The organism is Corynebacterium yudongzhengii (assembly GCF_003065405.1).
Taxonomy (GTDB): Bacteria; Actinomycetota; Actinomycetes; order Mycobacteriales; family Mycobacteriaceae; genus Corynebacterium; species Corynebacterium yudongzhengii.
Map to the genome: position 1 here is coordinate 1,709,702 of NZ_CP026947.1, position 25,287 is coordinate 1,734,988.

Sequence of the window (25,287 nt, forward strand, 5' to 3'; positions counted from 1 at the left end):
CCTCGTGAATGACAGCCGAAGGCTAGTTGTTGGTGCGCTCTCGCTGCTCTTCGTCTTCGCGGCGGCGGCGCATGATGCTGTCGTGGCGGACCTTCTGAGCCTCGCGGTAGGTCTTCTCGCGGTGCAGGCGGCGCTCGATGGCCATCTGGCGCTGGAAGCGCTGGCTCTCGCGGTAGTCCTGGTAGATCACATCGTTGGAGAGATCCTTCACGATGCTGATCATCAGCAAGATGATGATTAACAGGAACGGGGTGGACGCGACGATGGTGACGTTCTGCAGGGCGTTGAGAGCATCGTCACCGCCGGCGATGAGCAGGGTCATGCCGACGAGCGCAGCGATGACACCCCAGGTCGCCGAGAGGAACGGGTTGGCATCGGAGCGTCCGCGCTGGGACATCGAGCCCATGACCGTCGACGCGGAGTCGGCGGAGGTGATGAAGAAGGTACCCAGCAGGATGATCGCAACCACCGCGACGACCTCACCCAGCGGCAGGTTGGCCAGAAGGTTGAACAGCTGCTCCTCGGTGGTGCCGCCGCCGACGATGGACTGGCCGTCCTGCTCCATCTGGATGGCGGTGCCACCGAAGATGGCGAACCACACGGTGGACAGGCCCGCCGGGACGAGGGTGACGCCCAAGCAGAACTCACGGATGGAGCGGCCGCGGGAGATACGTGCCAGGAACATGCCGACGAACGGCGACCAGGAGATCCACCATGCCCAGTAGAAGATGGTCCAGCCGGAGAGGAATTCCTCGGTAAAGCCGGAGGCATCGGCGTCGGCCGTCATGCTGGCCATCTTGAAGAAGTCCTGGATGTAGGAGCCGACGGCGGTCGGGATGAGGTTGAGCTGGACGATGGTGGGCCCGACGACGAACACGAAGATCGCCAGCAGGGCGGCCAGGACCATGTTCAGGTTGGACAGGTACTGAATGCCCTTGCCCACGCCCGAGATCGCGGAGAGCACGAACGCCAGGGTGAGGATGGCGACGATGGTGATGATGACCGCGTTGCCCGGGTTATCGACGAAGCCGGAGGACTCCAGACCGGAGCGGATCTGCAGGGCGCCGAGGCCCAGCGAGCAGGCGGTACCGAAGATGGTGGTGAACACCGACAGGATGTCGATGACCTTGCCGACGACGCCATTGGCGTTGCGCTCACCGATCAGCGGGACGAACGCCGAGGAGATGAGCTGGCGGCGACCGATACGGAAGGTGGAGTAGGCGATGGCCAAGCCGACGATCGCGTAGATCGCCCACGGGTGCAGCGTCCAGTGGAACATCGCCTGCGCCATGGAGGCGCCGACGTCCTCGGTACCGGAACCGGGCACGCCGTCGTTGTAGAAGGCCAGCGGCTCGGAGGCACCGTAGAACATCAGGCCGATGCCCATGCCGGCGGCGAACATCATGGCGACCCACGAGGCGGTCCGGAACTCCGGTTCCTCGTCGACGGCGCCGAGCTTGATCGTGCCGAAGCGGCTGAACGCGATCACCAAGACGAAGGCGACGAAGATGGTGCCGAACAGCACGAAGGCCCAGCCGACGTTGCCCAAGACCCAGTTGAAGGCGTCGGTGGCGAAGTTGCCGAAGCTCTCGGCGCCCACCAGGCCCCAGAGCACGACGGTCAGGGCCAGGACGGCGGCCGGGACGACAATCTTCCAGTCGATGCTCGCGGTCTTGTCCTCCGACGCGAGAACGACCCTCTGCTCGCCGGTATCGGCGGCGTCGAGCGCATCGGAATCGTGCAGCATCGCGGCCAGCTGCGAGGTCGCACTCGTCGCGGCGAGCCCTTCCTTGATCGGCCGATACTCGTCGGTACCGGCCTCGGTGGTATTTGGCCCACCTTTGCCGTAGGTGAGATCTTCCTGAGGCGTCGACATGTCAACCTATTGTGGCGGACTCCCGGGATATATCAAGCTCAGCTTTCGTTTACTCACAGATTCATTGATCGAAAGCGCTGATCAGCGGCGTGACCGCGATAACAACGAGGCAACAAAAGGGCTGGCTACGCCAGTAACCCGGACTTTATTTATTACAATTCTGTAACGATCTAGTTTAGCGCTTGTCATCGCGGGCGTGGATGACGGCGTCATAAAGCTCCCGCTTCTTCACCCCGGTGCCCGCCGCCGCCTGTTTGCAGGCGTCACGCAGCCGCACTCCCGCGGCGACTTGGGCCTCGACGTTTTCCACCAGATCCGCGATATCCAGCGTGGTCTCTTGCTCGCGCGCGCCTTCGATGACGACCGTGATCTCCCCCTTAGCACCCTCGGCCGCCCACTGCGCCAACTCCGCCAGATCGCCGCGCACGACCTCCTCGAACGTCTTCGTCAGCTCCCGGCACACCGCCGCCCGGCGCGCGCCCAACACCTCGGCGGCGACGGTGAGGGTATCGGCGATCCGGTGCGGGGATTCGAAGAAGCACACCGCCCGCGGCTGCCCCACCAGCGATTCCAGCCAGCTCCGCTTCGCGCCGGCCTTGCGCGGGGCGAAGCCGTCGAAGATGAACTGCCCGACGTTCAAGCCTGACAGGGCCAAAGCGGTCGGCACCGCCGAGGGGCCCGGCAGACAGGTGACGGGGATGCCGGCGTCGTGAGCGGCGTCGACCAGCGCCAGGCCCGGGTCGGAGACCAGCGGCATGCCGGCGTCGGTGACGATGACGACGGAGCCGGCGCGTGCGTCGTCGAGAAGCTTGGCGACGCGCGCCTCCTCGTTGTGATCGAAGTTGGACACCACCCGGCCGGTGATCTCGACGCCGAGCGCCGCCGCGAGCGCGCGCGTGCGCCGGGTGTCCTCCGCGGCGATGACCTCCGCCTGCGAGAGCGCCTGCTTGAGCCGGGGCGAGGCATCCTCGATGTTGCCTAGGGGCGTGGCGGCGACGATGACGCCGCGCGGCAGGTGCGAAGAGGCGTGAGTCATGTCCCCCAGCATGACACACTTCTGCCCTAGACTCGTCGTGGTGAGTACCCGCACGATGGCCACCGCGCGACGTTCGCGCCCGGCCCCACCCCCGCCGACGCCGCGTCGTTACGCGTGGGGGCGTGCCGACTATCTCTCCACCGCCCTCATCGCGCTGGCCGCGCTGATCACCCGTTTCGTAGGCCTGACGAACCCCGAGGTCAGCGGCACCCCCGTCTTCGACGAGAAGCACTACGCCCCACAGGCCTACGACATGGTGGAAAGCTTCGAGAACCCCTTCCTCGGCGGCATCGAATCGAACCCCGGCTACGGACTCGTGGTGCATCCCCCGCTGGGTAAGCAACTCATCGCGCTCGGCGAGGCGCTGTTCGGATATACGCCGCTGGGCTGGCGCTTTATAGTCGCGCTCGCCGGGGTGGCCACGGTCGTTCTCATCATGGAGCTGACGCGCCGGCTCTCACACTCCTGGCAGGTCGCGGCGTTCGCCGGCATCATCGCCGTCTGCGACGGGGTGCTGTTGGTCTCCGCGAAGTTCGGCATGCTCGACGCCTTCCAGGTGATGCTGGTGGTCGCCGCGGCGGTGTGCCTCGCGCGGGACCACGAGCAGATGCGCCACCGGCTTCACGACGCCTACCTCGCCCGCCTCATCCACACCAGCGACTTCGGGCCCCGGCTGGGGTTTCGATGGTGGCGCTTCGGCGCGGGCGTGCTGCTGGGCCTGGCGCTGGCGGTGAAGTGGTCCGGGCTGTATTACATCGCGTTCTTCGGGTTGATGAGCGTGCTGCAGGATCTGTATCTCCGCCGCCGCTACGGGGTGCGCCGCTATGTCGTGGGCACCCTCGTGCGCGATACGCTGCCGGCGCTGGCATCGCTGGTGCTCGTCCCCGCGCTGCTCTACATCTTTTCCTACCGCGCGTGGTTCGCCTCCGAGACCTCCGTCTACCGGCACGCAGCCACCGATGGCACCATCGCCTCCGATTCTGTGCTGCAGCTTTTTCCGGATGCCGTGGCCGGCTGGCTGTATTACCACCTCTCGGTGCTGGAGTTTCATAGCGAGCTCACCAGCTCCGGCGGGCACTCCCACCCCTGGGATTCGAAGCCGTGGTCCTGGCTGGCGGCCACGCGCCCGGTCCTCTACTACTCCTCGACCGGCATCGACTGCGCGGCCGGCAGCTGCCGGTCGATGATCTATCTCTTCGGGACCCCGATCATCTGGTGGCTCACCGTCCCGGTGCTGCTCTGGGGACTGTGGCGAGTCACCATCGGCCGCGACCGGCGCTTCGTGATCCCGCTCGTGGCCTTCGGCGCCGGGTTCATCCCCTGGCTGATCAACTTCGACCGCCAGATGTATTTCTTCTACGCCACCGCGCTCGTGCCGTTTACGATCGTCCTACTCGCCCTCGCTTTAGGGCACATGGTCGGCGGCGGACGTAGGCTGCGCTTCCTGCACTGGATCTCGCTGACACCGATCACCTCGGGCACGTTCGTGGTGATCATCTACCTCTCGGCGGTCGTGGCGATGTTCGCCTACTTCTCCCCGATCCTTTACGGAGTAATCATCCCGGACTGGTACTTCCAGCAGATCATGTGGCTGCCGAGCTGGTTGTAGACGCACAGCGAGCACTTAGCGCGGGTCGGCGCCGAGGGTGCGCCACGCGCGCTTTAAAGCCACCCCGCGATCGGCCAGCCAGGTCCCCGCCAGAGCCAGGACAGTGACGACCAGCAGCGCCAGCAACGCCAACTGTGGGGTGCCGACGGTGCCCAGCACCAGATCGCGCGCCGTAAAACCGATGAGGAAGGCCGTTAGTGTCGCGGGGATGATCGCGATGCCGGCGATCAGCCCGGGTTTCCAAGCGCCGAAGGCCAGCGCCACGGCCAGGGCGAAGCGCAGCCCGGCGGATTCGACGAGGAGGCGCATCAGCTCCGGCTCTGCCGCGGGGGCGAGGACGGTGCCGTCGCTACTCACCGGGGCCAGGCCGCCGGTAGAGATCAGCGCCCCGACCGCCCACAACCCGTGCAGCAGCGCCAGCACGGTGAGCACCACCCGGCCGATAGCGAGGCCCGCCCGGCGGTTCGAGTCGCGCCGGCGCCACTCCGGCTCCACCTGGGCGAGGATCGTTTCGGAGAGGTCGTGGGGTGGAGACATGCCGTCGTCACGCGGTTCGACATAGCGCAGCGAACCGGACATGCGGGCAGCCTGCTCGGCGAAGCGGCGGCATTCGGCGCAGCCCGCGAGGTGGGCGTCGATGACGTCGTCGTCGAGGCCGGTGGGCTCGCCGTCGAGACGCGCCGAGACCGCGGCCTGGACCTGCTCGTGATCGACCATCTACTCCAGCGCTCCGTCCACGCTCGCCCGCCCAGGGCCGAACACGACGATGGCCAGCAGCGCCGCGGCGAGCACAGCGACGAACTCGATACCGTTATCCGCCACGAATAACCCGTTGGGCAGGTGCACGAAATACCCTGCGGCCGCCACCACGAGCAGGAGAATCCCAGCGACGAACGTGGTCAGAAGCCCGAGCACCATGAGCGCGCCGCCGATGAGTTCGACGCCGGCGACGAGGTAGGCCGACAGCTGCGGCTGCGGGACCCCCCACGCGGAGAACTGGCCGGTGGTCTCGACTAATCCGGTCAGAAAGATTTTGTCGTAGCCGTGCGCGACAAAGATGATCCCGAGGACAAGGCGCAGAATCAGCAGGCTCGCATCCCTCACCACCGGTTTGTCCATGTCGCAAGGGTACAACATCGCTGGGCATGCTTTCGGCACGCCGGCCCGCAGGTAGCGTGGAATCCTATGAGCAGCTTGGCGAAGCGCATCATCGACACCCCGATCGGCGTGCTCACCCTTTATGCCTCGCCCCTCGGGGTGCGCTTTGTATTGCTTGCCGACGACCCCACGCCCCACGGGCTCACCGCAGCCGGGGCTGGTGCGGCCGCTGGTGGCTACGCGCAGCAGGCGGCCACAGAGCTCGCCGACTACTTCGCCGGCCGCTTGAGGCGTTTCCGCACGCCGGTGGATATCCCGGGCGAAGGTTTCATGTCCCGGGCCCAGCAGGCGCTGGCGGAGATTCCTTATGGGGACACGCTCAGCTACTTTGAACTGGCGCAGGCCGCCGGTGCGCCGCGGGCGGTGCGCGCCGCCGGAACCGCGTGTGCCAGAAACCCGGTGCCGATTATCCTGCCGTGTCACCGGGTTGTGCGCTCGGATGGCAGCCTCGGTAACTACCGCGGCGGTATCGCTAAGAAGCGGTGGTTGCTCGACTTCGAGGCCGGGAACCGCAGGGAGGAAGGAGCAGTCGGATAAGGCATGGGAGAAAACACCACAGAGAGCACAGAGTCCACGACCGCCACCGGGGTCATCATCGGCGAGGACGGCTTGGCCCGCCCGCCGTGGGCCGCGCGTGATGAGCTCCTGCGCTACTACTACGACACCGAGTGGGGCATGCCTGTTTATGATGATCAGTCCGTTTTCGAGCGGCTGTGCCTGGAGGGCTTCCAGGCCGGGCTGTCCTGGCGCACGATTTTGGCCAAGCGGGAGGCGTTCCGGGAAGCCTTCGCCCACTTCGATATCGACACAGTGGCAAGATTCGGCGAGGATGACGTCGCCCGGTTGCTGGATAATCCGGAGATCATCCGCAACGAAAAGAAGATCCGCGCCGCGATCACCAACGCCCGGGCCACGCTTCAGCTGCAAAAGGAGGGCACGAGCCTCGCCGACATCGTCTGGTCCTACCAGCCGGAGGAGAACTACTACCCCACCACTGTCGACGAGATCCCCTCGAGCTCCGAGGAATCGAAGGCGCTGGCCAAAGAGCTAAAGTCGTATGGTTTCACCTTCGTCGGCCCGACGATCATGTTCGCGCTCATGGAGGCGATCGGGGTGATCGATACGCATCTGATGGACTCGCACCGGCGCGGCAGCTCCGGAGTGTGGGATGATGCGGAGGCCGCAGGCTAGCTCAGTGGGGGTCCTCGGGGACGTCGATGATTTTGGTTTCCCCCTGACAAGCAGTGCGATATCGCGCTATACTCTACTTTAAACTTCAACAGAAAAGGACGCCCCCATGACCATCACCCCCGTCATCCATGACAAAACACCGGAAACGAGCTCTGGCGCGTGGTCGACTGCGCCGCGTACCTCGACGTGAGCGCTTCTGCCTGGCGTAATTACAACTCTCAGGGCCGCACCCCGAAGCCTGTAACTAATCTCGGTGCCCGGATGCCACTGTGGGATGCGAACGAGGTGAAGGAGTGGCACGCCAACCGGCCCGGATCGCCCGTCCCCAACAACCCGGGCCAGAGGAAGAAGGAGGCGAAGGATAAGGAGGATTAAGCGCTTCTACGCGGCTATCACGTCACGGCCGCTCTGCTTCCTCGGAGTCCTCGAGCCACTCGGGCTCCGCACTACCCAAGCCTGCGGCGAGTGCCACGGCTGTTTCCCTCCAGGAATTCAATTCCGCCAACACTAAGTGCGCCTTCCCAGTCGAAAACGATGCTCGCGCAGTGTCAAAAAGCTCGTACGCTGCATGCTTCACGGTCTACCGGCGATAATGCGGGCATCCAGGAGAATGCCTCGATCATGCGCTCAACGAGCGTTCCGTGCTTCGTGGTGGCGACAGTGATCCGCTGTGTTGCGAGTTCTCGAGGCTGCGTACCGGCGCTTCCCCATCACCGCGGGTTGCCATTACCGGGTGGTCTTCGGCCTTAGCAAAGACTTCGGCCGGGTAATTACTCAAATCCGAAGAACGTCGTATCCGGTCAGGTCGGTCAGTACCTATGGCTATAACCTCACGGTATTCCGAATACGTACGAAAAATCTAGGGACAGTGCCGCATGGTGAATACACCAGTCAGTGCCCAGCGCCCTTTGCGGAAAACTATGCCATGGCATAATTCGGCCGCTCGGCCTGGCGGCATCCCATACTTCCTTCGCCGCGGTGATTTAAGAAGGTAGCGGCGGTTTCCGAGGAGTTGGTAGCAACCGTCCGACGCTCGGCTGCCACTGCCCAGGCCCCGGCAGTTCTCCCAGGATCCCCTCCGCAGACCCCGAGCGCGACGGCACTAGTGCTCGCCGCACGGCATCCTCGGTTACGGGGACCTAAGGCGGCAATGTGTCTCGTGCACCTATGAATTCCCCGGGATTCATCAATTCCCGATTACGCACGTGCGTTAAAAACTAGAGACCACCCTATGCCACGGCATAGGAATTCTGAGGCTGCCGTGGTTAAGAGGTCGTTGCGGCCGTCCTACCCGGGCGAAGGACGAGCGACTCCGACAGCCGGCGCCCGTTTTACGCACGTCGTAAAAACCAGAGGCCGCAGGCGGCGATGTGACTCGTGTTCCTATGAGTTTCCAGCGATCCATTGATTCCCGATTACGCACGTGCGTAAAAACCAGAGACCACCCTATGCCACGGCATAGGAATTCTGGAGGAATTCTGGAGCTGCCGTGGTTACGGGGTCGTTACGACAGTCCTGCCCGGGCGAAGGACGAGCGGTGCCGACAGCCAGCGCCTGTTTTACGACCGTGCGTAAAACCAAAAGCCTCAGGCGGCAATGTGTCTCGTGCACCTATGAATTCCCCGGGATTCATCAATTCCCGATTACGCACGTGCGTAAAACCCGCTCCGCACTATGCCGCGGCATAGTCGTAGGTGTGTTTCGTTTTCTTCACCTCCGCCAGTAAGCCAAGGCGGCGGTCCCGCAATTCTTTTCAGACTCCGATCACCAAGATGCAAGGAACACTGCGGTAAGTACACTCCGACATGAGATATTTCGGGGTGCGATTACAGCGTGGAATCAAGTGTATCGCCGCAATCTCTGTACGCCCAAAAAGGAGAAGAATCCCCTTCACTAATCACACAGAAAACACCGAACTACAGGGCCACGCACCAGAGATGCGCCGGAACTAAGGGGCGACCACGTAGCCGGAAACCTGCTACCACCTACCCCGAATCTGTCGCCGCCTCTTCTGCAGCGACCAGGCCACCGCACAGAAGACGAAGCCGCCCTTGAAGAAGTCCTCGAAGAAGTAGAAGAGGTTCAGCCGCTGAGGCGCTCACCTAGCCGGCGGCATGCAGGCGCGAGGAGTTGCCGTCGTCGTCATAGAAGTCGCCCGGACGGGCGGTGGGCAGGTGGTCGAAGTCAGGGCTATCGTCGTCGATTTCCATCACGACGGCTCCGGGGCGGCGCAACTGGCGGGGCACTCCTGACTGACGAACGCCCAGCCGCGCCCGCTTTAAATGCTGCAGTCGCCTCCGGCGCAGCGCGTTCTCGGAGCGGACCTGGCTGCGCAGCGCCACGAGGTAGGCGCCGGTGAGCACGAGCGCCACCACGGCCGGCGTCCACGCCCAGCCGCCGACGATGATGCCGAGCGCCACGGTCAGCACCACCGCCACGGCCAGGCCGGCGAGGGTGCGGCGACGGCGGGCGTAGAGGTCGTCGGAACGCTTCTGATCGCGCTCCGGGTCCCAGCCGCCGCGGCCGCTGCGGGAGCGGGCGAAGGCGACATCGTCGTCGGTGAGGTCCTCGGCCTCCACATCCGCGGCTCGCTCAGCGGATTTCTGGTATTCGGCCCCCGTCTCAGCCGCCTCTTCGTGCGCATCGTCGGCAGCCTCGGCGCGGGCGTAGGGGTGCAGCAGGTCGCCGGGGTTGGTGTAGGACTCGTCCACCGGGTACTCGCCGCCGCGCAGTTCATCGGCACCTTCCGCCTCCTGTGCGTCGGCATCCTCGCGGGCCTTCAGCACGCTATACGCGGTCGATCCGCCGACACCGTCGGTATCCGCAGCCGTCTCAGTCTCAGCCTCAGCCTCGACGACCTCCCCGTCGACCACCTGCTCGGCCGGCTGCTCCTGCTGCCGTACGCGGTGGGACGGTTCGTCGATAAGCAACTGCTCTTCGTCCTCGACGGGATCAGCCTCGGCCTCGACGAGTTCGTAGTCCTCGTCTTCCCGCACCCGCACGTCGGCGGGGCTCACGCGCGGCCGGCGGCTCGAGCTCAGCGAACCGGTGCCGCCTTCGTGGAGGACGCGGGTGTCGTCGAAAGCCTCGCCGGATTTGTGGATCGGCTTCTGCCCGCGCAACAGCAGCGGGGCGAGCACGATCAACCAGACCACGATGATCAGGATGATGATCAGTGTCGGGGACATGTTCTGCGACGACCTCTCTCATGCCTTTTCAGCATCAATATCGGGATGTGTCCGTCTGCTCGATTTTAGCCGCGATCCCCCGGCTCTTTTACCGCCACGCCGTGACCCGGCCGGCCACCATGAGTCTTTCGATGCAGGTCGTCGGGTACTCATCCACCAGCTGCGCGACGAAGTGGTGATCGCGCCACCGGCCGTCGATATGCAGGTTGCCGGTGAGATAACCCTCCTCGCGATAACCGTTGTGCGCCAGCACCCTCCCCGAGGCCGGGTTATCCGGCAGGTAGGTGGCGGTCAGCCGGTGCAGCCCGATGCGCTGAAAGGCGTGATCGGTACCCAACCCACAGGCGGCTGTGGCGATCCCTTTGCCCATGTGCGCGGAATACACCCAGTAGCCGATCCAGGCCTCCGAAATCGACCCGTGCTGGATGTTGCCGATGGTCACCTGCCCCGCGAAATCGCCGTTGACCTCGATAACCAGGGGCACGACCCGCCCGTTTTGGGCGTGATCGCGCAGGTTGCGGAAGTTGCGGCGCCACGCGGCGTCGTCATGCGCCTCGATCCAGGTGCCCGGCTGGGTGGGCTCGACCGGCTTGAGCCACGCCTTGTCCACCACGCGTGTCGACGCCCACGCCTGCCCGTCGCGCGCCACCAGCGGCCGCAGGCGCACCTCGTCGCCGCTGGGCATGACGACGGTGCCGGTCGCCTCGGGCCAGCCGGGGTGCACGGCATCGGGTTCGGCGGTGGCTGGACCCCGCATGGTGCCTACTCGGCGGAAAGGATCGAGCATCACGAACGCTGCGCTAAGAAGATGACGTCCACGATGTCGCCCGGGCGAATCTCGGTGACGTCTTCGGGGATGCGGATCATGGAGTTCGCCTCCGCGAGACCGGCCAGCAGGTGGGCGGGCGCGCCGGTGGCACCCCCGAGACCCTCGACGAGGTAGTCCTGGGTATCGGCATCGCGCATGAGACGGGCGCGCACGAAGCCACGGCGCCCGGCGATCGAATCCACATGACCGACGGAGCGCGCCCGCACGACGCGACGTTCGGTAGCCCGCTTGCCCTGGGAGGCGCGCAGAAGCGGCCGGGCGAAGACCTCGAAGCTGACGAGCGCGGAGACCGGGTTCGACGGCAGAAGCATCACCGGGATGCGCTCGCGGCCCAAAAGCCCGAAGCCTTGGACGGAGCCAGGGTGCATGGCCACGCGGGTGGTGTCGATCTCGCCGAGCTCTTCGAGTACCTCGCGGATGGTCTCGGCCCCGGCGCCGCCGACGCCACCAGAGATGACGATGAGCTCGCTGCGCTGCATCTGGTTTTCGATGATCTCGCGCAGCCGGCGGGGCTCTCCGGCGGCGATGCCGACGCGCTGGACGTCGGCACCCGCCTCGGCCGCCGCGGCGGACAGGGAGTGCGAGTTGACGTCATAGACTTGGCCGAGTTCCGGCGAACGGTCGATGTCGACGAGTTCGTGGCCGAAAGATAGAACGCTCACGCGCGGACGCGGATAGGCCAAGACCTTCGCGCGGCCCACGGAGGCCAGCAGCGCGATCTGGGCAGGGCCCAAGATGGTGCCGGCGCTCACCGCGACGTCACCGGGCTGGATGTCATCGCCCACGCGGCGCACGAAGTCCCCGGAGCGCACCGGGCGGTGGGCGGTCACGCGCTTGCGCCCGCGGTCGGTCCATTCCAGGGGTAAGACCGCATCAGCGAGCGTCGGGATCGGCGCGCCCGTGTGCACGCGCACCGCCTGGTTGGGGTGCAGCTTCAACGACTGCCGGGATCCCGCCGGCACCTCGCCGACGACCGGCAGCGACGTGGTGACCTGAGGGGCTTCGATCTCGACGGGCTCATCGCCCTCCTCGCCCTCTGTCTCCGGTGCCCGGCGGGTCAGCGACTTCTCGCCGCCGACGTCGACGGCGCGAACCGCGTAGCCGTCGACCGCCGCCTGCGCAAAGCTCGGCAGCGGCTGGGTGGCCTGGACCTCCTCCGCCGAGCGCAAACCGAGGGCCTCCGCGATGGTGGTGCGCACCGGTTCCGGAGTCACGGCGGCATCGGTCATGATCGCCAGCTGTTCCTCGACGGACCTCATGCGGCACTCCTTTTAACAGGCTTCGGACAAGCGGAAATCGGTTGAGCCTAACGTAGTCTAGCCCTCGCCGGGGCCATCAGCGTTCAGGCATAACGGGGATAAGCGAGGTTAAGCGAGACCGTTTTCTTTCTCGTAATCGGTGACGATCTGCTTAATCGCGCGGTAGAGGGCAGGACCATAGGTCTCGTGGTGCAGACCGAAGTCGACGTTGGCGGGGATGTAGCCGGCCGGGTTGCCCAAATCGTGGCGGGAGCCCTCGTGGACGACGACATGCACCGGGTGACCCTCCTGGATGAGCAGCTCGATGGCGTCGGTCAGCTGCAGCTCACCGCCCTTGCCCGGGGAGATGCGCTTGAGTGCGTCGAAGATCGCCCGGTCGAGCAGGTAGCGCCCGGCGGCGACGAACGTCGACGGCGCGTCCTCCGGGTCCGGTTTCTCCACCATGCCGGTGACCTTCTTCACCCGGGTGCCCGGCACGCCGGCATCGCCGGCGACGTCCTCGACCGCGAAGACGCCGTAGTTGAAGACCTCTTCGCGGGCGACGTCGAAGGCGCAGAGCACGGAGCCGCCGAACTCCTGGCGCACGCGGGCCATCTTCTCAACGACCCCATAAGGCAACACCAGATCATCGGGGAGCATGACCGCGAAGACGTCCTCGTCCTCATCGAGGGCCTCCTCCCCCAGCCCGACCGCATGACCCAAGCCCAGCGGGCGGTCTTGCACGACGGCGACCGGGTGGATCAGCTCCGCGGCCCGCTTCACCTTGACCACCTGGGTATCCTTACCGCGCTCCGAGAGCGTGGCGATGAGTTCCGGGAACTCACCGAAGTGATCGAGGACGCCGTCTTTGTTCGGGGCGGTGATCACCGCGAGCCGGCTGGCCCCCAGCTGGGAAGCCTCTTCCGCGATCAGCTCGATACCGGGGGTGTCGACCACCGGCAGCAGCTCCTTCGGGACCGTTTTGGTCGCGGGCAGGAATCGGGTGCCCATGCCGGCGGCGGGGACAACCACGGTGCGCACACCGTTGCGGGACTTCTCAGTCGGTTCAGCCATAGTTTGACCTTACCGTTCTCCGCCGCGGCATCGGTGCACTAACCCGCCCGAAAGCGGGCGAAGACTGCGGTGTTTTAGGCTTGGAAGCCATGAGTGCTAACGCGGACAAGAACGCGAAGACCCAGCTGCGCCGCCAGCTTGCCGACGCCCGCCGGGCCCTTAACACCGCCGACATCGACCGCCAATCGGCCGCCGTGATCTCTTTCGCCGTCGCCCTGGTGCGCGCCCAACCCGCGCATCCGGTACGCGTGGCGACCTATCATCCCCAGGCCACCGAGCCGGGTGGCCGCCTGCTCGTCGAGACGCTGCGCAGCGAGGTACACACCCTCTATCTGCCGGTCACCCGCCCTCAGGGCCGCCTGGAGTGGGGCCGCTACCAGGATCCCGAGCGCACGCGCACCGGTTCGCTGGGCATCGTCGAACCGTTGGAGCCTTATCGCGATACCTCCGCGCTACTCGAGTGCTCGGTGGTCTTCGTTCCCGCGCTGGCGGTCTCTGAACGAGGGGTGCGCTTGGGCCGCGGCGGCGGCTACTACGACCGCACGTTGCAGGAGCTGCGTTCGCTGGCGGGCGACGGGCGCACGCCCCTGACCGTGGCCCTGCAGTTTTCCGGCGAGATCACAGACAAAGTCATCGCCGAGGACCATGACGAGCACGTCGACATGGCCATTACCCCGGAAGGAATTACGGACTTCCGCTAGGCAGTGCGTGCCGAGGGAACCGTGGGGCGCCGGCGCGGGTCTAAGGGAGTTATGCAGCTTCCCGCGTTTTTCTCCCGCCCCGGCTACCGGCGCAGCCTGCTGATTCGCCGTTTCATCGCCGCTATCTTGGTTATCGTCGCCGTACTCGTCGCTATCGGTGGTACGCTGCGCAGCGATCCGCAGGTGGTCGTCTTCTCCCGGGCGCTGGCCGCTGGGGACACGGTCACCGTAGAGGATTTGCGGCTTGTGAGTATCCCGGCCGAGGCGATTCCCGACGGCGCCATCACCGACCCCGAGGCCGCCGCGGGGCGTACCGTCGTCACGGCGGCCGGGCGCGGCGAAATAGTCACCGACGTGCGCATCACCGGCTCGGCCTTGGTGCAGTCTTTCAACGACGCTGCTAATGGCGAAGGCGCCCCCGAGGTCACCACCGTGGTGCCGGTGCGCCTGGCCGATCCCGCCACGGTGAACCTGCTTAGCCATGGCGATACCGTCACCATCCTCACCAGCCCCAGCGAGGAGGACGGCGCCTCCTCGGTGCTGGCGCGCGGCGGGCGGGTGGTGGTCGCTGATGAGGACAACCCCGACACCGTGCTCATCGCTTTATCCGAGCACGACGCCCAGACTGTGGCCTCGGCCTCATTGACTTCCCCTTTGGGCGTTGTTCTCACTTCCGCGGCTGGGCTCGCCTCCCAGAATTAGTTCCCCCTATAATCAGTGCGCACTGTGTCCGTGGACAGTCCACGGCTTTGTTCTGAGAAAGGGCTCCACCACGCTGCAGGGCTTCAAAGAATTCATCATGCGCGGCAACGTCATCGACCTGGCCGTCGCCGTGGTCATCGGCGCCGCCTTCACCAACATCGTCACGGCTCTCACGGACAACTTCATCTACCCGCTCATCGCTGTCCTCGGCGACCCGGAGGTCGGCGGCCTGTCCATCCAGCTGCGTGCCGACGACGTCGCCACCACCATCGACTTCAGCGCCATCATCACCGCGGTGATCAACTTCTTGCTGATCGCCGCCGTGGTCTACTTCTTCATCGTCATGCCGATGAACAAGCTCCAGGAGCTGCAGAAGCGCCGCTCCGGCGTCGAGGAGGAGGCCGAGGACCCGACCGAGACCCAGCTACTCACCGAGATTCGGGATTTGCTTGCCGACGAGCGCGCCTCCGCCAACAACCCCTCCACCGGCGGAGCGCACCGGGCCGAGGACTAACGCCGGGTGAGCTTTTAGTCGCCGCCGTAGTGGGGCGGTCGTTCGTCGAGAAGGCGATCGACCGCCCCTTCCTCTGTGTCGTGGGTGTCGTCTGCAACCTCTTCGCCGTCGAGGAAGTTCAACACGCTGGGCTCACGATCGGCCCAGCTCCCAGGGGTATCTGCGCTGCGGTCATAATCGACAGCGCTGCGCCGCACCACGCGGCGCAGCTTTCTCGGGCTGGCCATGATTTAGGCGCTGTGCTTCTGCAGTTGCGAGATCAGGTGGTGGACCAGCGGCGGGAGGGTGGCCAGGCCGTCGCGAAGCGCCGCCCGGGAGGCCGGCAGGTTGACGACGACCGTCGAACCAGAAATCCCCGCCACCCCGCGCGAGCAGGTGGCCTCGACGATGCCGCACGCCTGACCTGAGGCCCGCAGCGCCTGGGCGATGCCGTGGACTCGCTGGTCGAGGACGTCCTTCGTGGCCTCCGGGGTCTTATCGCGCGGGCCGACGCCGGTGCCGCCGACAGTGACCACGAAGTCCACTCCCCCGACCACGGCGGTCTCGATGGCCTTGCGGATCTGCGACTTCTTCGAGCGCACGGAGACGGCGCCGTCGACATCGAAACCCGCCTCGGTCAGCAGCTCGGCGACGAGCATGTCGGTGTCTTCGCCCGATTCCAGCACGCGGTCCGCCACCAGCACGACGAGCGCGCGGGGGCGGCGGGGCGCGTTGGTTTCACGCTCGGTGGCGATCAGGTACGCGGCATCTGGTTCGGCGATGTTGGCGAGCCGCTCGCTGCCGGAGCCTGTGGCGAGGGCCTCCGCACTAGCTTTCATTATTAGTCTCCTGGAATGTTTTTAGACCTCGTTGGCCGTTAATCTACTCGTCCGTCAGGGTCACTTCTACTTCACGGGTGTCTTCGGTCTGGGGGTCGAGAACCTCCAGGGTGACGGTCTCTCCGAAATCGTGGGAACGTACCGCGGTGATGAGGGAATCCGCGGTGTCGATGACCCGGTCGTTGACCCGGGTGATGACCTCGCCTTCCCGGATGCCGGCCTCGTCGGCAGGGCTGCCGCCCTGGACGGAGGCCACCAGCGCGCCGCCTTCGATCGGGTCGCGGGCATCGACGGACACGCCCAGCATCGGCTGGGTGGCCTCGCCATCTTCGACGAGCTGCTGCGAGACGCGCTGCGCGAAGTTCGACGGGATGGCGAAGCCCAGACCAATCGAGCCGGCGGTATCTCCCGTCGACAGCGAGGCGATCACCGAGTTGATGCCCACGAGGTTGCCGTTCATATCCACCAGCGGGCCGCCCGAGTTACCGGGGTTGATGGCGGCATCCGTCTGGATGGCGTCGATCAGTGAGGACTCCCCGCCGCCCTGGACGGCGCGCACCGGACGTTCGAGGGCGGAAACGATACCGGAGGTCACGGTGCCAGACAGGCCCAGCGGGGCGCCGATGGCCACGACCTCTTGGCCCACCACAAGCTGATCGGAGTCGCCGAACTCCAAAGTGGGCAGGCCGCTGACACCCTGGATCTGGATGATGCCGATATCGGTGTTCGGATCCGAAGCGACGTACTCCGCTGGGTGGCGCTCGCCGTTATTCAACGTGACCTGCAGGCCACCGTCCCGCGCATCGGCAACGACGTGGTGGTTCGTGAGCACCAGCCCGTCGGGGCTGATAATCGAACCAGAGCCCTCACCGGCGCCAATCCGGGAGATCGCCTGGATGGAGACCACCGCCGGCAGGACTTCCTCGGCGACGTGGGCAACGCTGCCGTCCGCGGGCTCCGGGATGTCATTCGCTTCTTGACGCAGCGCCTCCGTCGCCGACTCCTGCTGCGCAAACGACGAACCAGGACCGAACTGCGTGGCCACAACACCGACGATGCTGCCGGCCGCCACGGCGCCCACGAGCATCAGTGCCAGCGCCGCGCCCAGCCCCACCTTGCGCGGGCCGCGCTTCTGGTTGGGGTTGTCGCTCGAGGGGCTCTGCTGGAATACCGGCTGCTGGTTTTGGGGTGGCTGGTTCTGCGGGTTTCCTGGATACGGCGAGGTGGTGCCGGCGCCGTCGCCCTGGGGGCTCTGCGGGCTCTGGGGGCTTTCGGCGCCGGGCCAGCTGCCGTAGGGCGAGCTATGGGATTCGTAACCGTCGCGCCCGCCTTCTGGGCGCGGTCTCTGGTCTTCGTTCATGGAGGCTACTGTGTACCTTTGCTCTGTGACTGCGCTGTTTTCAGACTGGCCACCTTAAACACACAGTCTGAATGTTTGCTGTATACCTTCACCTGGGATTACCTGCCCACAATAGTGCATGACTTATGGGTGGGTGCAAAGATATAGATTCAGACGGTCGTCTGACGGTTGTCGGCGGCGCAACGCATGCTGGCGGGGCGTTTGGGGCTTGAGGGGTCGCGGGACGCTTTTCGGCTTGCGCCGGCCGCTTTCCGTGGGCGTGGCGCGCTTGCGCTGGTCGAAAGCAGCAAGACAGAAATGAGTCCCGCGCGGTCGAAAGGAATAGCCCTTTCGGTGTGATTGCTTTCGAACAGCGGTAGCGCTGCATGCCAAGGCGGAGCCAACCGACCGCAAGAGCCCCACAGAAGAGACCAATGAGACGGATGAGACGACTGGCCGGCGACACCAACCCTCTATCCCCCAAACCCCCATATTGCGCTAACGCTGGTCGAAATCACCCCTATATAAACGAGTCCCACGAAGTCGAAACCAGTAGTCCTTTCTATAGCCCTGCTTTCGACCAGCGCTACCGCGTTATTCCAACGAGGTATCCCCTACTCCCTTGTCGGGCTATTCCGCTCTCCCCCCCCTGGGGCCCTTTCCCGCGGCAAAACCCCAAACAAAAACGCCCCCGCTTAACAGCAGGGGCGCAGACGCCGAAAGGCCAAAAGCAGTTTTAGAACTGCTCGACGTCGATCAGGCCTTCCTTGGCGGCGCGGACGAGGCGGCGCGGGATGCGCACCTTCTGACCGTTGATGGTGACCTCCTGGAGGGCGACGTTGTCGGCCTTCCACTGCGAACGACGCATGCGGGTGTTCGCGCGGGACTTCTTGAACTTGGGAGTTGCCATTGTCTTCTACCCTCCTTATTACTTGTTGTCGGTCTTCTTCTTGCGGCGGGCCATGCCACCGAAGCGCTGCTGGAACTTCTCGACGCGGCCAGCGGTGTCCATGAGGCGCTGCGCACCGGTCCAGAACGGGTGGGACTCGCTGGTGACATCCACGACGATCAGCGGGTACTCGTTGCCGTCCTCCCAGGTGACCGTGCGGTCGGAGGTGGCGGTGGAACGGGTCAGGAACTTGGAGCCAGTGCCGGCGTCCTGGAAGACCACCGGGTGGTAATCCGGGTGAATATCCTTCTTCATGGTATCGATTCCCTCAGGATTGCACTTCAGGTCGGTTCACCCCGCATGACTTCGCCGAATGAAACGGAAGCCTAGGGTGATCGTGCCTGAGTTGGGTTTGCGATGTACGACAAAACGTTGCGACGCGACCGCTAGAAGCGATCGCCAACCACCGAGAGTTTAGCCACCGGGTCCCGGTTTTCCTAATCGCGCCTAGTCAGATGGGATTAGGAGATGTGGGAAGCGGAATGTATATTAGATGCTTGCTGTTGTCGAAAGTAATCGTCTACGCCCCGTCAGCTGGCTTTCGTCGGCGCCCCGAGCATTCCCTCACACTCCGTTCGGTGCGGCGCGATGAATGAGACTGTCGTGGGCGGCAAGGAGAAAGAAGCACCCATGTCGGCTATTTGCCAGGCCACGGGACGTTCGCCGAAGTTCGGCAAGACCGTCTCACACTCGCACCGCCGCCACTCGCGCCGTTGGAACCCCAACATTCAGCGCAAGCGGTTCTACCTGCCCTCCGAGGGCCGTACCATCACCCTGAACGTGTCCACCAAGGGTCTTAAGGTCATTGACCGCGACGGTATCGAGTCTGTCGTCGCCAAGATCCGTGCCCGCGGAGAGAAGGTGTAAGCAATGCCCCGTAATGACATTCGCCCGATCATCAAGCTGAAGTCCACGGCTGGCACCGGTTACACCTACGTCACCCGTAAGAACAAGCGCAACAACCCGGACCGCATCTCCATGCGGAAGTACGACCCGGTCGCGCGTAAGCACGTCGAATTCCGCGAGGAGCGATAAATATGGCGAAGAAGTCCAAGATCGCTAAGAACGAGAAGCGCAAGGAGATCGTCGCCCGCTACGCGGAGCGTCGCGCTGAGCTCAAGGCCATCATCAAGAACCCGAAGACCTCGGACGAGGATCGTCTCGAGGCTCAGTTCGAGCTGAACCGTCAGCCCCGCGACGCCTCCCCGTCGCGTGTGCGCAACCGCGACTCCCACGATGGTCGCCCGCGCGGCTACCTCCGCCGGTTCGGCCTGTCCCGTGTCCGTATGCGCCAGATGGCTCACCGCGGTGAGCTTCCGGGCGTTCGTAAGTCCAGCTGGTAAAGGGAGTGACTGCGAAAATGAAGCGCAACAACAAGAAGGGCCGGGTCGAGCAGTCTCGCCGCCCGAAGAAGAACCCGCTCAAGGCCGAGGGCATCCAGAGTGTCGATTACAAGGACACCAAGACCCTGCGCCTGTTCATCTCCGATCGTCACAAGATCCGTTCCCGCCGCGTGACCGGCCTGACGCCGCAGCAGCAGCGCCAGGTCGCCTCTGCGGTCAAGAACGCCCGCGAGATGGCTCTCCTGCCGTTCACCAGCCGCTAAAGGCTTGAGTCGAGCACGCAACAGCGTACTTTTGCCTCTGGCTGTGTGACCAGGTCAAAAGAGAACAATCCTCGAAAAGACCCGCCACCGCTTTGCCGGTTGCGGGTCTTTTCGCATCGGTGGGGTACTATCAAATTCCCACTACTTAAAGTCTTGAACGCTTGTGAGCATCCGGGAGGTGGCATGCTACTTTCCCACCCCACCCTCCTATGCCCGCGCGCGACCGGGAAGGACGCGTAAGAACATGGGCAAGCACGTCGGCCGTCCACGCAAGAACCGGCCCCGACGCCACGGCGCCACCGCCCGCGAGGAAATCCTTGACGCCTCCGCCGAGCTGTTTACGCGCCAAGGCTTTGCGACGACCTCGACCCACGAAATCGCCGAGGCCGTCGGCATGCGGCAGGCCTCGTTGTACTATCACTTTCCCTCGAAAACGGAGATCTTCTTAACGCTTCTGAAGTCGACGGTGGTGCCCTCTTTAGAGCTCGCCGAGAAGCTCGCCGACTCCCCCGCCAGTGCGCCCCAGCGTCTGTGGTCGCTGGTGGCCGCGGAGGCCCAAGCGCTGCTGGTGCCGCGCTGGAACGTCGGCAGGCTGTATCAGCTGCCGGTGGCCAACTCCGAGGAGTACAACGCCTATCACCAGGCGCAGGCGGATCTTGCCCGCATCTTCCGCGAGATCGCCACCGAGATCGTGGGCGACGATCCGCGCGCGGAGCTTCCGTTCTACTTGGCGCAGTCAGTCGTCGAGATGCGCGCCAACGACGGCACCGCCCCGGAGATTGATCCTGAGCAGCCGCTTCTAGCGCAGGCGATCATGGTGGCCGACGCCGCGCTCGACGTCCTGCACGCCGAGCTTCCCGACGACCGCATCGCCCACACCGTCGCCCTCTTGGACCAGCATTAGCAGCTGCTTAGTGCGCGAAGTGGCGGGTGCCGGTGAGATACATCGTCACGCCGGCCTTCTGGGCGGCGGCGATGACTTCCTCATCGCGAATGGATCCACCCGGCTGGACGACGGCGCGAATGCCCGCCTCCGCCAGGACCTCGAAACCGTCGGCGAACGGGAAGAAGGCATCGGAGGCGGCGACGGCGCCGCGGGTGCGGTTGGCACCGTCGGCAAGCGTGTTGGCGCGCTCGACCGCCAGCTTCGCGGAATCCACGCGGTTGACCTGCCCCATGCCGACGCCGACCGTCGCGCCCTCGTGGGCGATGAGGATGGCGTTGGACTTCACACAGCGGATCGATCGCCAGGCGAATTCCAGATCGGCCAGCAACGCATCGTCGGCCGCCTCCCCGGCTGCCAGGGTCCAGGTGCGGGGATCATCGCCGTCGGCCTGCAGGGCGTCGGCCTCCTGCATGAGCGTGCCGCCGGAGATCTGGCGCAGTTCGCGACCGCCACGCTGCGGTGCCTCGGCCACGAGGATGCGCAGGTTCTTCTTTTCCTTGAGGAGTTCGAGGGCGTCGTCGGCAAACGAGGGAGCGATGATAACCTCGGTGAAGATGCCGCGGACGGTCTGGGCCATCTCGAAGCTGACCTCGCGGTTGGAGGCGATCACACCGCCATACGCGCTCATCGGGTCGCAGGCGTAGGCCTTGCGGTGGGCGGCAGCGATGTCGTCATCCGTGCCGATGCCGCAGGGGTTGGCGTGCTTGATGATGGCGACCGTCGGGCGTTCATGGTCGTGCGCGGCGCGCCACGCGGCGTCGGCATCCTGGTAGTTGTTGTAGCTCATCTCCTTGCCGTGCAGCTGGGTGGCATTCGCCAGCCCACCGGCACCGGCATCGGCGTAGACCGCTGCCGCCTGGTGCGGGTTCTCGCCGTAGCGCAGGTCCGCACGCTTGGTGTGCGCGCTGCCGATCCAGTCCGGAAACGCCGGCGCCTGTGCGTCGGCACCGGCCTCTTCCTGCGCGCCGAGCCAGCTGGCGACCGCGACGTCATAAGACGCGGTGTGGCGAAACGCCTCGACGGCCAGCTCTGTGCGCTCGCGGCGGGTGAAGCCACCGTTTTTCACGGCGGCGGCGATGTCGTCATAACGCTGCGGGTCGGTGACCACCGCGACCGACGGGTGGTTCTTGGCGGCGGCACGCACCATGGACGGCCCGCCGATGTCGATCTGCTCGACGCACTCGTCGAAACCCGCACCCGAGGCGACGGTTTCGGTGAACGGATACAGGTTAACGACGACCAACTGGAAAGGCTCGATCTCTAGCTTCGCCAGCTGATCGAGGTGGTCGTTCTTGCGGGTGTCGGCGAGGATGCCGGCGTGCACGCGCGGATGCAGGGTCTTGACGCGGCCTTCGAGGCACTCGGGGAAGCCGGTGAGCTCGGAGACCTCGGTGACCTTGACGCCGGTGTCTGCGATGCGGCGGGCGGTGGAGCCGGTGGAGACGATTTCGACGCCGGCCTCACCCAGCGTGCGGGCCAGATCCTCGATACCGGTCTTGTCGTAGACGCTGATCAGCGCGCGCTTGATGGGCTTGCGGTCATCGCTCATGGAATACAACCTTCCTGGGGTTATCCTTTTGTGCCGAGCGCAGAACAGACACGATCAGTGCCCGTTCCACGGTTTTGATCTTCTCGTGCAGGCTCTCTTCGGTATCCTCCGGCGCCACCGTGACCGCCTTTTGGGCGATGATGCGGCCGGTATCGACGCCCGCGTCCACAAAGTGCACGGTCGAACCAGTGACCTTCACGCCATAATCGAGGGCGTCGCGCACGGCGTGCGCACCGGGAAACGCCGGCAGAAGCGCCGGATGCGTATTGATGGTGATGCCTTCGAAACGCTCGAGGAAGCCAGCGCCGAGGATCTTCATAAACCCCGCGGACACCACGATGTCCGGCGCTCCTTCCGCGACCGCCTCGGCTAGAGCGACGTTCCACGCGTCGCGATCATCACCCAATTGCACGAGCTGCGTGGCCACCCCGGCCGCCGCGGCGCGCTCGAGCGCGCGACAGTCCACGTCCGCGACCACCCGGGTGACCCGGTAGTGCTCATCCTGATGATCGAGGATCGACTGCAGCAGGGTCCCAGACCCGGAGGCCAGGACCACCACGGACTTCGGTTCAGTGGGAGGTGTCGGTGTAGTGGTCACTTGTCCCAGACTAGTCCTCCGCCGGGCGCGGGGAGGACTTATCAGGGTCTTCTTCCTCTTCTTCCTCTTCTTCCTCTTCTTCCTCTTCCGGTGCCTCGGGCTCTTCTTCCTCCGGCTCTTCCTCCGGCTCTTCCGCCGGCTCCTCCTCCGGCCCCTCCTCTTGGCCGCGCCGTCTGACCACCAGCGTGACGACCACCGTGACCACTCCGACGGCGCCCACCCAGACCAGCACGAGCAGCGGCGCGATCCACCAGGTCGGCCCGACGTAGTCGTACCACCCCAGCGAACCGCTGGCGAAGTACACGGCGACGAGCATCGTTATCCCCGCCGCCAGCGCGCCTCCGAGGACGCGCCAGACACCGGGGCGCACCTCCACCCACAGGTACACCGCGATAGCCGCCGGGATCACGAGGGCGACCGGCGCCCAGTTCTGCGCGGTCGGCGGCACGAGTGCGGTCAACGGCAGCGGCGGCAGCGGCACGAGGTGGATGGAAAAGAGGGAGACGGAGGCGTCGCCAAACCAGACGTCGCCACCGACGAGCACCGACATCCCCGCCACCGCCGCGTTCGGCAGGTACAGAACTGTCAGCGCCACCAGCGCCGCTATGCCCGCGGTATCGATCACCGGGTACGCGGCGATCATCTCCTGCTGCCGGCCCCATCCCGCCACGGCGAGCACCACCATCACCGCGACGCTGGCCGCGGCGAGGTAGGTGAGAAAGCGGACGCCGTGGCCGGCACCGTCGATAAGCTGCGGGTTTAACCCGTAACGACGGAAGATCGCTCGCCACAGCTTCGGCCCCACGCCGATCACCATGCCCACGAGGTGGACCAACGCCGTGTTTGCCAGCGCGATGAGAATCGGCGGGGCGCCGACGGGGTAGACGCGCGCGGCGTCCCACAGGATGAGCCAGGCGATGAGGGTGAGGATCATCGGCACCACGAGGGCCACGCCGAGGATCACGCCGAGGTCATAGACGCTCACTTTGCGACGCACCACCGTACGCACGCGCGAGGCGAGCAGAGCAATGACGCCGAGCGCCGGCAATAACGGGACCAAGCCGACGGTGACGCCTTCGAAAATCACCGGCGAAAGGTGTGAAATCATCCACATTTCGGCGATGAGGCTGGCGAGGGCACCCAGCGGGGTGTCGCTGAACATCACCACGACGACCGCGAGCACCGCCAGCACCAAGGCGACAAGCACCGCCACCACACCGATCGACGGCAGGAATCGACGCAGCTTGCCACCAAAGGTTGTCGGACGCTTATCGACGTCCGTTTCCGCTGGTCGGCGCGACATCCCAAAGCGGGGCCGCAACGGCCGGCGCGCGGGACGGGAGGAGGGGCTGGTCTTCTTAGTCATCGCCATCTAGCTTGCCACGCCTGACCGCCACTGCCGTCCACAACACGACCCCGGATTCCCGGCCCCATCTATCTGCTTTCTGCTCGGGGGTGCTACATCAGTTGTCCAATCGTTACCAAAACGCTATTCTTTCCGTCATGCATCACGAAACGGTTACAATGACGGCCCTTTGAGGCGTCCAGTCCCTTAGTGAGAGCAGGACGGGTATAGCGAATATGAGCATCATCTCTCGAAGCACCCCGGGCAAGCACCGCCGGGTCACCTCCTCCCAGACCGCCCGCGGGCGCATCGCGATGGCGACCATCGCCGTCAGCGCCGTCTCGGGCGCCGGCGTCTCGGGCACCGCGGCCGCCTTCGCGGCCCCGAACTTCATGCCAGCCCCGGAGCATGACGCTGGTAGTGCGGGTAGTGCTGGTAGTGCTGCGGCCAATCCGGTCGCCCCGGAGTCTTCCTCCCCGCAGGTGCTCGCGATCGCGGAGCACAAGCCGGTCATCGGCCTCGACGACCAGCTCGACAAGGCCGTCGCCGCCGCGGAGGAAGCGGCCGAGGCCGCTCACCTAGCCACTGACCCTTCCAAGGGTGAAGATTCGCACGGCACGCCGGTATTCAAGCCGACCGAGGGCGTGTTCACCTCCGGCTTCGGCCCGCGCTGGGGCACGATTCACAAGGGCATCGACATCGCCAACGCCATCGGTACCCCGATCCTCGCGATCATGGACGGTACCGTCATCGACGCCGGCCCGGCCTCCGGCTACGGCAACTGGATCCGCATCAAGCACGACGATGGCTCGATCTCCATCTACGGCCACATGGTCTCGCTGAACGTCAGCGTCGGCGACCGTGTCTCCGCTGGCCAGAACATCGCCGGCATGGGCAACGAGGGCTTCTCCACCGGCTCGCACCTCCACTTCGAGATCCACCCGACCGGCGACGAGGCCGTCGACCCGGTGCCGTGGTTCTCCGAGCGCGGTATCTCTATCTAACTCGTGCTCAGCTTTAG

29 protein-coding genes are annotated in these 25,287 nt (G+C 65.2%); 13 read left to right on the top strand and 16 right to left on the bottom strand.

From position 1 onward, the window contains the following. Window positions 1–22: 22 nt before the first annotated feature. Complete coding sequence (locus tag C3B44_RS07945; protein ID WP_108431905.1) at window positions 23–1,876, bottom strand: BCCT family transporter; 1,854 nt, start codon at window positions 1,874–1,876, stop codon at window positions 23–25. Between the two features lie 175 nt (window positions 1,877–2,051). Continuing rightward, window positions 2,052–2,912 carry a 16S rRNA (cytidine(1402)-2'-O)-methyltransferase gene (rsmI, locus tag C3B44_RS07950; protein WP_108432618.1) on the bottom strand — a complete coding sequence of 287 codons (861 nt, stop codon included), beginning with the start codon at window positions 2,910–2,912 and terminating at the stop codon, window positions 2,052–2,054. A gap of 55 nt (window positions 2,913–2,967) precedes the next feature. Between rsmI and C3B44_RS07955 the strand changes: the two genes are divergently transcribed. Beyond that, on the top strand, window positions 2,968–4,521 hold the full coding sequence (locus C3B44_RS07955) for a dolichyl-phosphate-mannose--protein mannosyltransferase (protein WP_108431906.1): 1,554 nt from the start codon (window positions 2,968–2,970) through the stop codon (window positions 4,519–4,521). Window positions 4,522–4,536: 15 nt separating this feature from the next. Here the strand turns inward: C3B44_RS07955 and C3B44_RS07960 are convergent, their stop codons facing one another. Both C3B44_RS07960 and C3B44_RS07965 read right to left on the bottom strand, forming a co-directional pair. Further along, window positions 4,537–5,238, bottom strand: a complete 702-nt coding sequence (locus C3B44_RS07960) for a zf-HC2 domain-containing protein (protein ID WP_108431907.1) — start codon at window positions 5,236–5,238, stop codon at window positions 4,537–4,539. Then, window positions 5,239–5,640, bottom strand: coding sequence for a DoxX family protein (locus C3B44_RS07965; RefSeq protein ID WP_108431908.1), 402 nt, complete (start codon window positions 5,638–5,640; stop codon window positions 5,239–5,241). 66 nt (window positions 5,641–5,706) lie between these two features. On the opposite strand from C3B44_RS07965, the gene C3B44_RS07970 reads away from it, so the two are divergent. The 3 genes from C3B44_RS07970 (at window position 5,707) to C3B44_RS07980 (ending at window position 7,245) form a co-directional block, all read left to right on the top strand. Next, window positions 5,707–6,216 (top strand): methylated-DNA--[protein]-cysteine S-methyltransferase, encoded by a 510-nt coding sequence (locus tag C3B44_RS07970; RefSeq protein ID WP_108431909.1) that lies wholly within the window; start codon window positions 5,707–5,709, stop codon window positions 6,214–6,216. Between the two features lie 3 nt (window positions 6,217–6,219). Further along, the gene (locus C3B44_RS07975) at window positions 6,220–6,870 is read left to right on the top strand and encodes a DNA-3-methyladenine glycosylase I (RefSeq protein WP_108431910.1); all 651 of its coding nucleotides are present in this window, start codon (window positions 6,220–6,222) and stop codon (window positions 6,868–6,870) included. A 186-nt stretch (window positions 6,871–7,056) separates the two neighbouring features. After that, complete coding sequence (locus C3B44_RS07980) at window positions 7,057–7,245, top strand: hypothetical protein (protein WP_242979238.1); 189 nt, start codon at window positions 7,057–7,059, stop codon at window positions 7,243–7,245. 1,727 nt (window positions 7,246–8,972) lie between these two features. On the opposite strand, the gene sepX is transcribed toward C3B44_RS07980, so the two are convergent. From sepX to C3B44_RS08005, 4 genes are all read right to left on the bottom strand, one after another. Next, entirely contained in the window at window positions 8,973–10,058 is a 1,086-nt protein-coding gene (gene sepX / locus C3B44_RS07990) for a divisome protein SepX/GlpR (protein ID WP_108431912.1), read from the bottom strand. Window positions 10,059–10,146: 88 nt separating this feature from the next. Next, window positions 10,147–10,815, bottom strand: a complete 669-nt coding sequence (locus C3B44_RS07995; RefSeq protein WP_235840414.1) for a GNAT family N-acetyltransferase — start codon at window positions 10,813–10,815, stop codon at window positions 10,147–10,149. A gap of 29 nt (window positions 10,816–10,844) precedes the next feature. After that, on the bottom strand, window positions 10,845–12,146 hold the full coding sequence (gene glp / locus C3B44_RS08000; protein WP_108431914.1) for a molybdotransferase-like divisome protein Glp: 1,302 nt from the start codon (window positions 12,144–12,146) through the stop codon (window positions 10,845–10,847). A gap of 108 nt (window positions 12,147–12,254) precedes the next feature. Further along, window positions 12,255–13,199, bottom strand: a complete 945-nt coding sequence (locus tag C3B44_RS08005) for a UTP--glucose-1-phosphate uridylyltransferase (RefSeq protein ID WP_108431915.1) — start codon at window positions 13,197–13,199, stop codon at window positions 12,255–12,257. 89 nt (window positions 13,200–13,288) lie between these two features. Between C3B44_RS08005 and C3B44_RS08010 the strand changes: the two genes are divergently transcribed. The 3 genes from C3B44_RS08010 to mscL are packed head-to-tail and all read left to right on the top strand — an operon-like array spanning window position 13,289 to window position 15,116. Beyond that, the gene (locus C3B44_RS08010) at window positions 13,289–13,900 is read left to right on the top strand and encodes a 5-formyltetrahydrofolate cyclo-ligase (protein WP_108431916.1); all 612 of its coding nucleotides are present in this window, start codon (window positions 13,289–13,291) and stop codon (window positions 13,898–13,900) included. Between the two features lie 51 nt (window positions 13,901–13,951). After that, window positions 13,952–14,602, top strand: coding sequence for an SAF domain-containing protein (locus tag C3B44_RS08015; RefSeq protein WP_108431917.1), 651 nt, complete (start codon window positions 13,952–13,954; stop codon window positions 14,600–14,602). 52 nt (window positions 14,603–14,654) lie between these two features. Further along, the gene (mscL, locus tag C3B44_RS08020) at window positions 14,655–15,116 is read left to right on the top strand and encodes a large-conductance mechanosensitive channel protein MscL (protein ID WP_412841950.1); all 462 of its coding nucleotides are present in this window, start codon (window positions 14,655–14,657) and stop codon (window positions 15,114–15,116) included. A 14-nt stretch (window positions 15,117–15,130) separates the two neighbouring features. On the opposite strand, the gene C3B44_RS08025 is transcribed toward mscL, so the two are convergent. From C3B44_RS08025 to C3B44_RS08045, 5 genes are all read right to left on the bottom strand, one after another. Beyond that, window positions 15,131–15,343, bottom strand: coding sequence for a hypothetical protein (locus tag C3B44_RS08025; protein ID WP_108431919.1), 213 nt, complete (start codon window positions 15,341–15,343; stop codon window positions 15,131–15,133). A 3-nt stretch (window positions 15,344–15,346) separates the two neighbouring features. Then, the gene (locus tag C3B44_RS08030) at window positions 15,347–15,934 is read right to left on the bottom strand and encodes a MogA/MoaB family molybdenum cofactor biosynthesis protein (protein ID WP_108431920.1); all 588 of its coding nucleotides are present in this window, start codon (window positions 15,932–15,934) and stop codon (window positions 15,347–15,349) included. A 43-nt stretch (window positions 15,935–15,977) separates the two neighbouring features. Further along, a complete protein-coding gene (locus tag C3B44_RS08035) occupies window positions 15,978–17,294 on the bottom strand; it encodes a S1C family serine protease (protein WP_108431921.1) in 1,317 nt (438 codons plus the stop codon). 715 nt (window positions 17,295–18,009) lie between these two features. Further along, entirely contained in the window at window positions 18,010–18,183 is a 174-nt protein-coding gene (gene rpmF / locus C3B44_RS08040; RefSeq protein ID WP_108431922.1) for a 50S ribosomal protein L32, read from the bottom strand. A gap of 18 nt (window positions 18,184–18,201) precedes the next feature. After that, complete coding sequence (locus C3B44_RS08045) at window positions 18,202–18,477, bottom strand: type B 50S ribosomal protein L31 (RefSeq protein ID WP_108431923.1); 276 nt, start codon at window positions 18,475–18,477, stop codon at window positions 18,202–18,204. 375 nt (window positions 18,478–18,852) lie between these two features. Between C3B44_RS08045 and rpmB the strand changes: the two genes are divergently transcribed. The 5 genes from rpmB to C3B44_RS08070 all read left to right on the top strand — a co-directional run bounded on the left by rpmB (window position 18,853) and on the right by C3B44_RS08070 (window position 20,732). Beyond that, window positions 18,853–19,089 (top strand): 50S ribosomal protein L28, encoded by a 237-nt coding sequence (gene rpmB, locus C3B44_RS08050; protein ID WP_108431924.1) that lies wholly within the window; start codon window positions 18,853–18,855, stop codon window positions 19,087–19,089. Between the two features lie 3 nt (window positions 19,090–19,092). Next, entirely contained in the window at window positions 19,093–19,257 is a 165-nt protein-coding gene (gene rpmG / locus C3B44_RS08055; RefSeq protein WP_108431925.1) for a 50S ribosomal protein L33, read from the top strand. 2 nt (window positions 19,258–19,259) lie between these two features. Next, complete coding sequence (rpsN, locus tag C3B44_RS08060; RefSeq protein WP_108431926.1) at window positions 19,260–19,565, top strand: 30S ribosomal protein S14; 306 nt, start codon at window positions 19,260–19,262, stop codon at window positions 19,563–19,565. 17 nt (window positions 19,566–19,582) lie between these two features. Beyond that, window positions 19,583–19,828, top strand: a complete 246-nt coding sequence (gene rpsR / locus C3B44_RS08065; protein WP_108431927.1) for a 30S ribosomal protein S18 — start codon at window positions 19,583–19,585, stop codon at window positions 19,826–19,828. Between the two features lie 244 nt (window positions 19,829–20,072). After that, complete coding sequence (locus tag C3B44_RS08070; RefSeq protein ID WP_108431928.1) at window positions 20,073–20,732, top strand: TetR/AcrR family transcriptional regulator; 660 nt, start codon at window positions 20,073–20,075, stop codon at window positions 20,730–20,732. Between the two features lie 7 nt (window positions 20,733–20,739). On the opposite strand, the gene purH is transcribed toward C3B44_RS08070, so the two are convergent. Genes purH through C3B44_RS11675 form a run of 3 tightly spaced genes read right to left on the bottom strand, consistent with a single transcriptional unit; the run spans window position 20,740 to window position 24,287 of the window. After that, entirely contained in the window at window positions 20,740–22,323 is a 1,584-nt protein-coding gene (gene purH, locus C3B44_RS08075; RefSeq protein WP_108431929.1) for a bifunctional phosphoribosylaminoimidazolecarboxamide formyltransferase/IMP cyclohydrolase, read from the bottom strand. Beyond that, window positions 22,313–22,921 (bottom strand): phosphoribosylglycinamide formyltransferase, encoded by a 609-nt coding sequence (gene purN, locus C3B44_RS08080; protein WP_108431930.1) that lies wholly within the window; start codon window positions 22,919–22,921, stop codon window positions 22,313–22,315. Before purN ends, purH begins: the two co-directional genes overlap by 11 nt. Window positions 22,922–22,931: 10 nt before the next feature. Then, the gene (locus tag C3B44_RS11675; RefSeq protein WP_158268636.1) at window positions 22,932–24,287 is read right to left on the bottom strand and encodes a cell division protein PerM; all 1,356 of its coding nucleotides are present in this window, start codon (window positions 24,285–24,287) and stop codon (window positions 22,932–22,934) included. Window positions 24,288–24,502: 215 nt separating this feature from the next. On the opposite strand from C3B44_RS11675, the gene C3B44_RS08090 reads away from it, so the two are divergent. Next, a complete protein-coding gene (locus C3B44_RS08090) occupies window positions 24,503–25,270 on the top strand; it encodes a M23 family metallopeptidase (protein ID WP_108431931.1) in 768 nt (255 codons plus the stop codon). The last annotated feature ends 17 nt before the right edge of the window (window positions 25,271–25,287 follow it).

What these genes read in the sequence shown, in the direction of transcription:
- C3B44_RS07945 (WP_108431905.1), bottom strand. Translation starts at nt 1,876, where the DNA reads ATGTCGACGCCTCAGGAAGATCTCACCTACGGCAAAGGTGGGCCAAAT.
- rsmI (WP_108432618.1), bottom strand. Translation starts at nt 2,912, where the DNA reads ATGACTCACGCCTCTTCGCACCTGCCGCGCGGCGTCATCGTCGCCGCC.
- C3B44_RS07955 (WP_108431906.1), top strand. Translation starts at nt 2,968, where the DNA reads ATGGCCACCGCGCGACGTTCGCGCCCGGCCCCACCCCCGCCGACGCCG.
- C3B44_RS07960 (WP_108431907.1), bottom strand. Translation starts at nt 5,238, where the DNA reads ATGGTCGATCACGAGCAGGTCCAGGCCGCGGTCTCGGCGCGTCTCGAC.
- C3B44_RS07965 (WP_108431908.1), bottom strand. Translation starts at nt 5,640, where the DNA reads ATGGACAAACCGGTGGTGAGGGATGCGAGCCTGCTGATTCTGCGCCTT.
- C3B44_RS07970 (WP_108431909.1), top strand. Translation starts at nt 5,707, where the DNA reads ATGAGCAGCTTGGCGAAGCGCATCATCGACACCCCGATCGGCGTGCTC.
- C3B44_RS07975 (WP_108431910.1), top strand. Translation starts at nt 6,220, where the DNA reads ATGGGAGAAAACACCACAGAGAGCACAGAGTCCACGACCGCCACCGGG.
- sepX (WP_108431912.1), bottom strand. Translation starts at nt 10,058, where the DNA reads ATGTCCCCGACACTGATCATCATCCTGATCATCGTGGTCTGGTTGATC.
- C3B44_RS07995 (WP_235840414.1), bottom strand. Translation starts at nt 10,815, where the DNA reads ATGCGGGGTCCAGCCACCGCCGAACCCGATGCCGTGCACCCCGGCTGG.
- glp (WP_108431914.1), bottom strand. Translation starts at nt 12,146, where the DNA reads ATGAGGTCCGTCGAGGAACAGCTGGCGATCATGACCGATGCCGCCGTG.
- C3B44_RS08005 (WP_108431915.1), bottom strand. Translation starts at nt 13,199, where the DNA reads ATGGCTGAACCGACTGAGAAGTCCCGCAACGGTGTGCGCACCGTGGTT.
- C3B44_RS08010 (WP_108431916.1), top strand. Translation starts at nt 13,289, where the DNA reads ATGAGTGCTAACGCGGACAAGAACGCGAAGACCCAGCTGCGCCGCCAG.
- C3B44_RS08015 (WP_108431917.1), top strand. Translation starts at nt 13,952, where the DNA reads ATGCAGCTTCCCGCGTTTTTCTCCCGCCCCGGCTACCGGCGCAGCCTG.
- C3B44_RS08025 (WP_108431919.1), bottom strand. Translation starts at nt 15,343, where the DNA reads ATGGCCAGCCCGAGAAAGCTGCGCCGCGTGGTGCGGCGCAGCGCTGTC.
- C3B44_RS08030 (WP_108431920.1), bottom strand. Translation starts at nt 15,934, where the DNA reads ATGAAAGCTAGTGCGGAGGCCCTCGCCACAGGCTCCGGCAGCGAGCGG.
- C3B44_RS08035 (WP_108431921.1), bottom strand. Translation starts at nt 17,294, where the DNA reads ATGAACGAAGACCAGAGACCGCGCCCAGAAGGCGGGCGCGACGGTTAC.
- rpmF (WP_108431922.1), bottom strand. Translation starts at nt 18,183, where the DNA reads ATGGCAACTCCCAAGTTCAAGAAGTCCCGCGCGAACACCCGCATGCGT.
- C3B44_RS08045 (WP_108431923.1), bottom strand. Translation starts at nt 18,477, where the DNA reads ATGAAGAAGGATATTCACCCGGATTACCACCCGGTGGTCTTCCAGGAC.
- rpmB (WP_108431924.1), top strand. Translation starts at nt 18,853, where the DNA reads ATGTCGGCTATTTGCCAGGCCACGGGACGTTCGCCGAAGTTCGGCAAG.
- rpmG (WP_108431925.1), top strand. Translation starts at nt 19,093, where the DNA reads ATGCCCCGTAATGACATTCGCCCGATCATCAAGCTGAAGTCCACGGCT.
- rpsN (WP_108431926.1), top strand. Translation starts at nt 19,260, where the DNA reads ATGGCGAAGAAGTCCAAGATCGCTAAGAACGAGAAGCGCAAGGAGATC.
- rpsR (WP_108431927.1), top strand. Translation starts at nt 19,583, where the DNA reads ATGAAGCGCAACAACAAGAAGGGCCGGGTCGAGCAGTCTCGCCGCCCG.
- C3B44_RS08070 (WP_108431928.1), top strand. Translation starts at nt 20,073, where the DNA reads ATGGGCAAGCACGTCGGCCGTCCACGCAAGAACCGGCCCCGACGCCAC.
- purH (WP_108431929.1), bottom strand. Translation starts at nt 22,323, where the DNA reads ATGAGCGATGACCGCAAGCCCATCAAGCGCGCGCTGATCAGCGTCTAC.
- C3B44_RS11675 (WP_158268636.1), bottom strand. Translation starts at nt 24,287, where the DNA reads ATGACTAAGAAGACCAGCCCCTCCTCCCGTCCCGCGCGCCGGCCGTTG.
- C3B44_RS08090 (WP_108431931.1), top strand. Translation starts at nt 24,503, where the DNA reads ATGAGCATCATCTCTCGAAGCACCCCGGGCAAGCACCGCCGGGTCACC.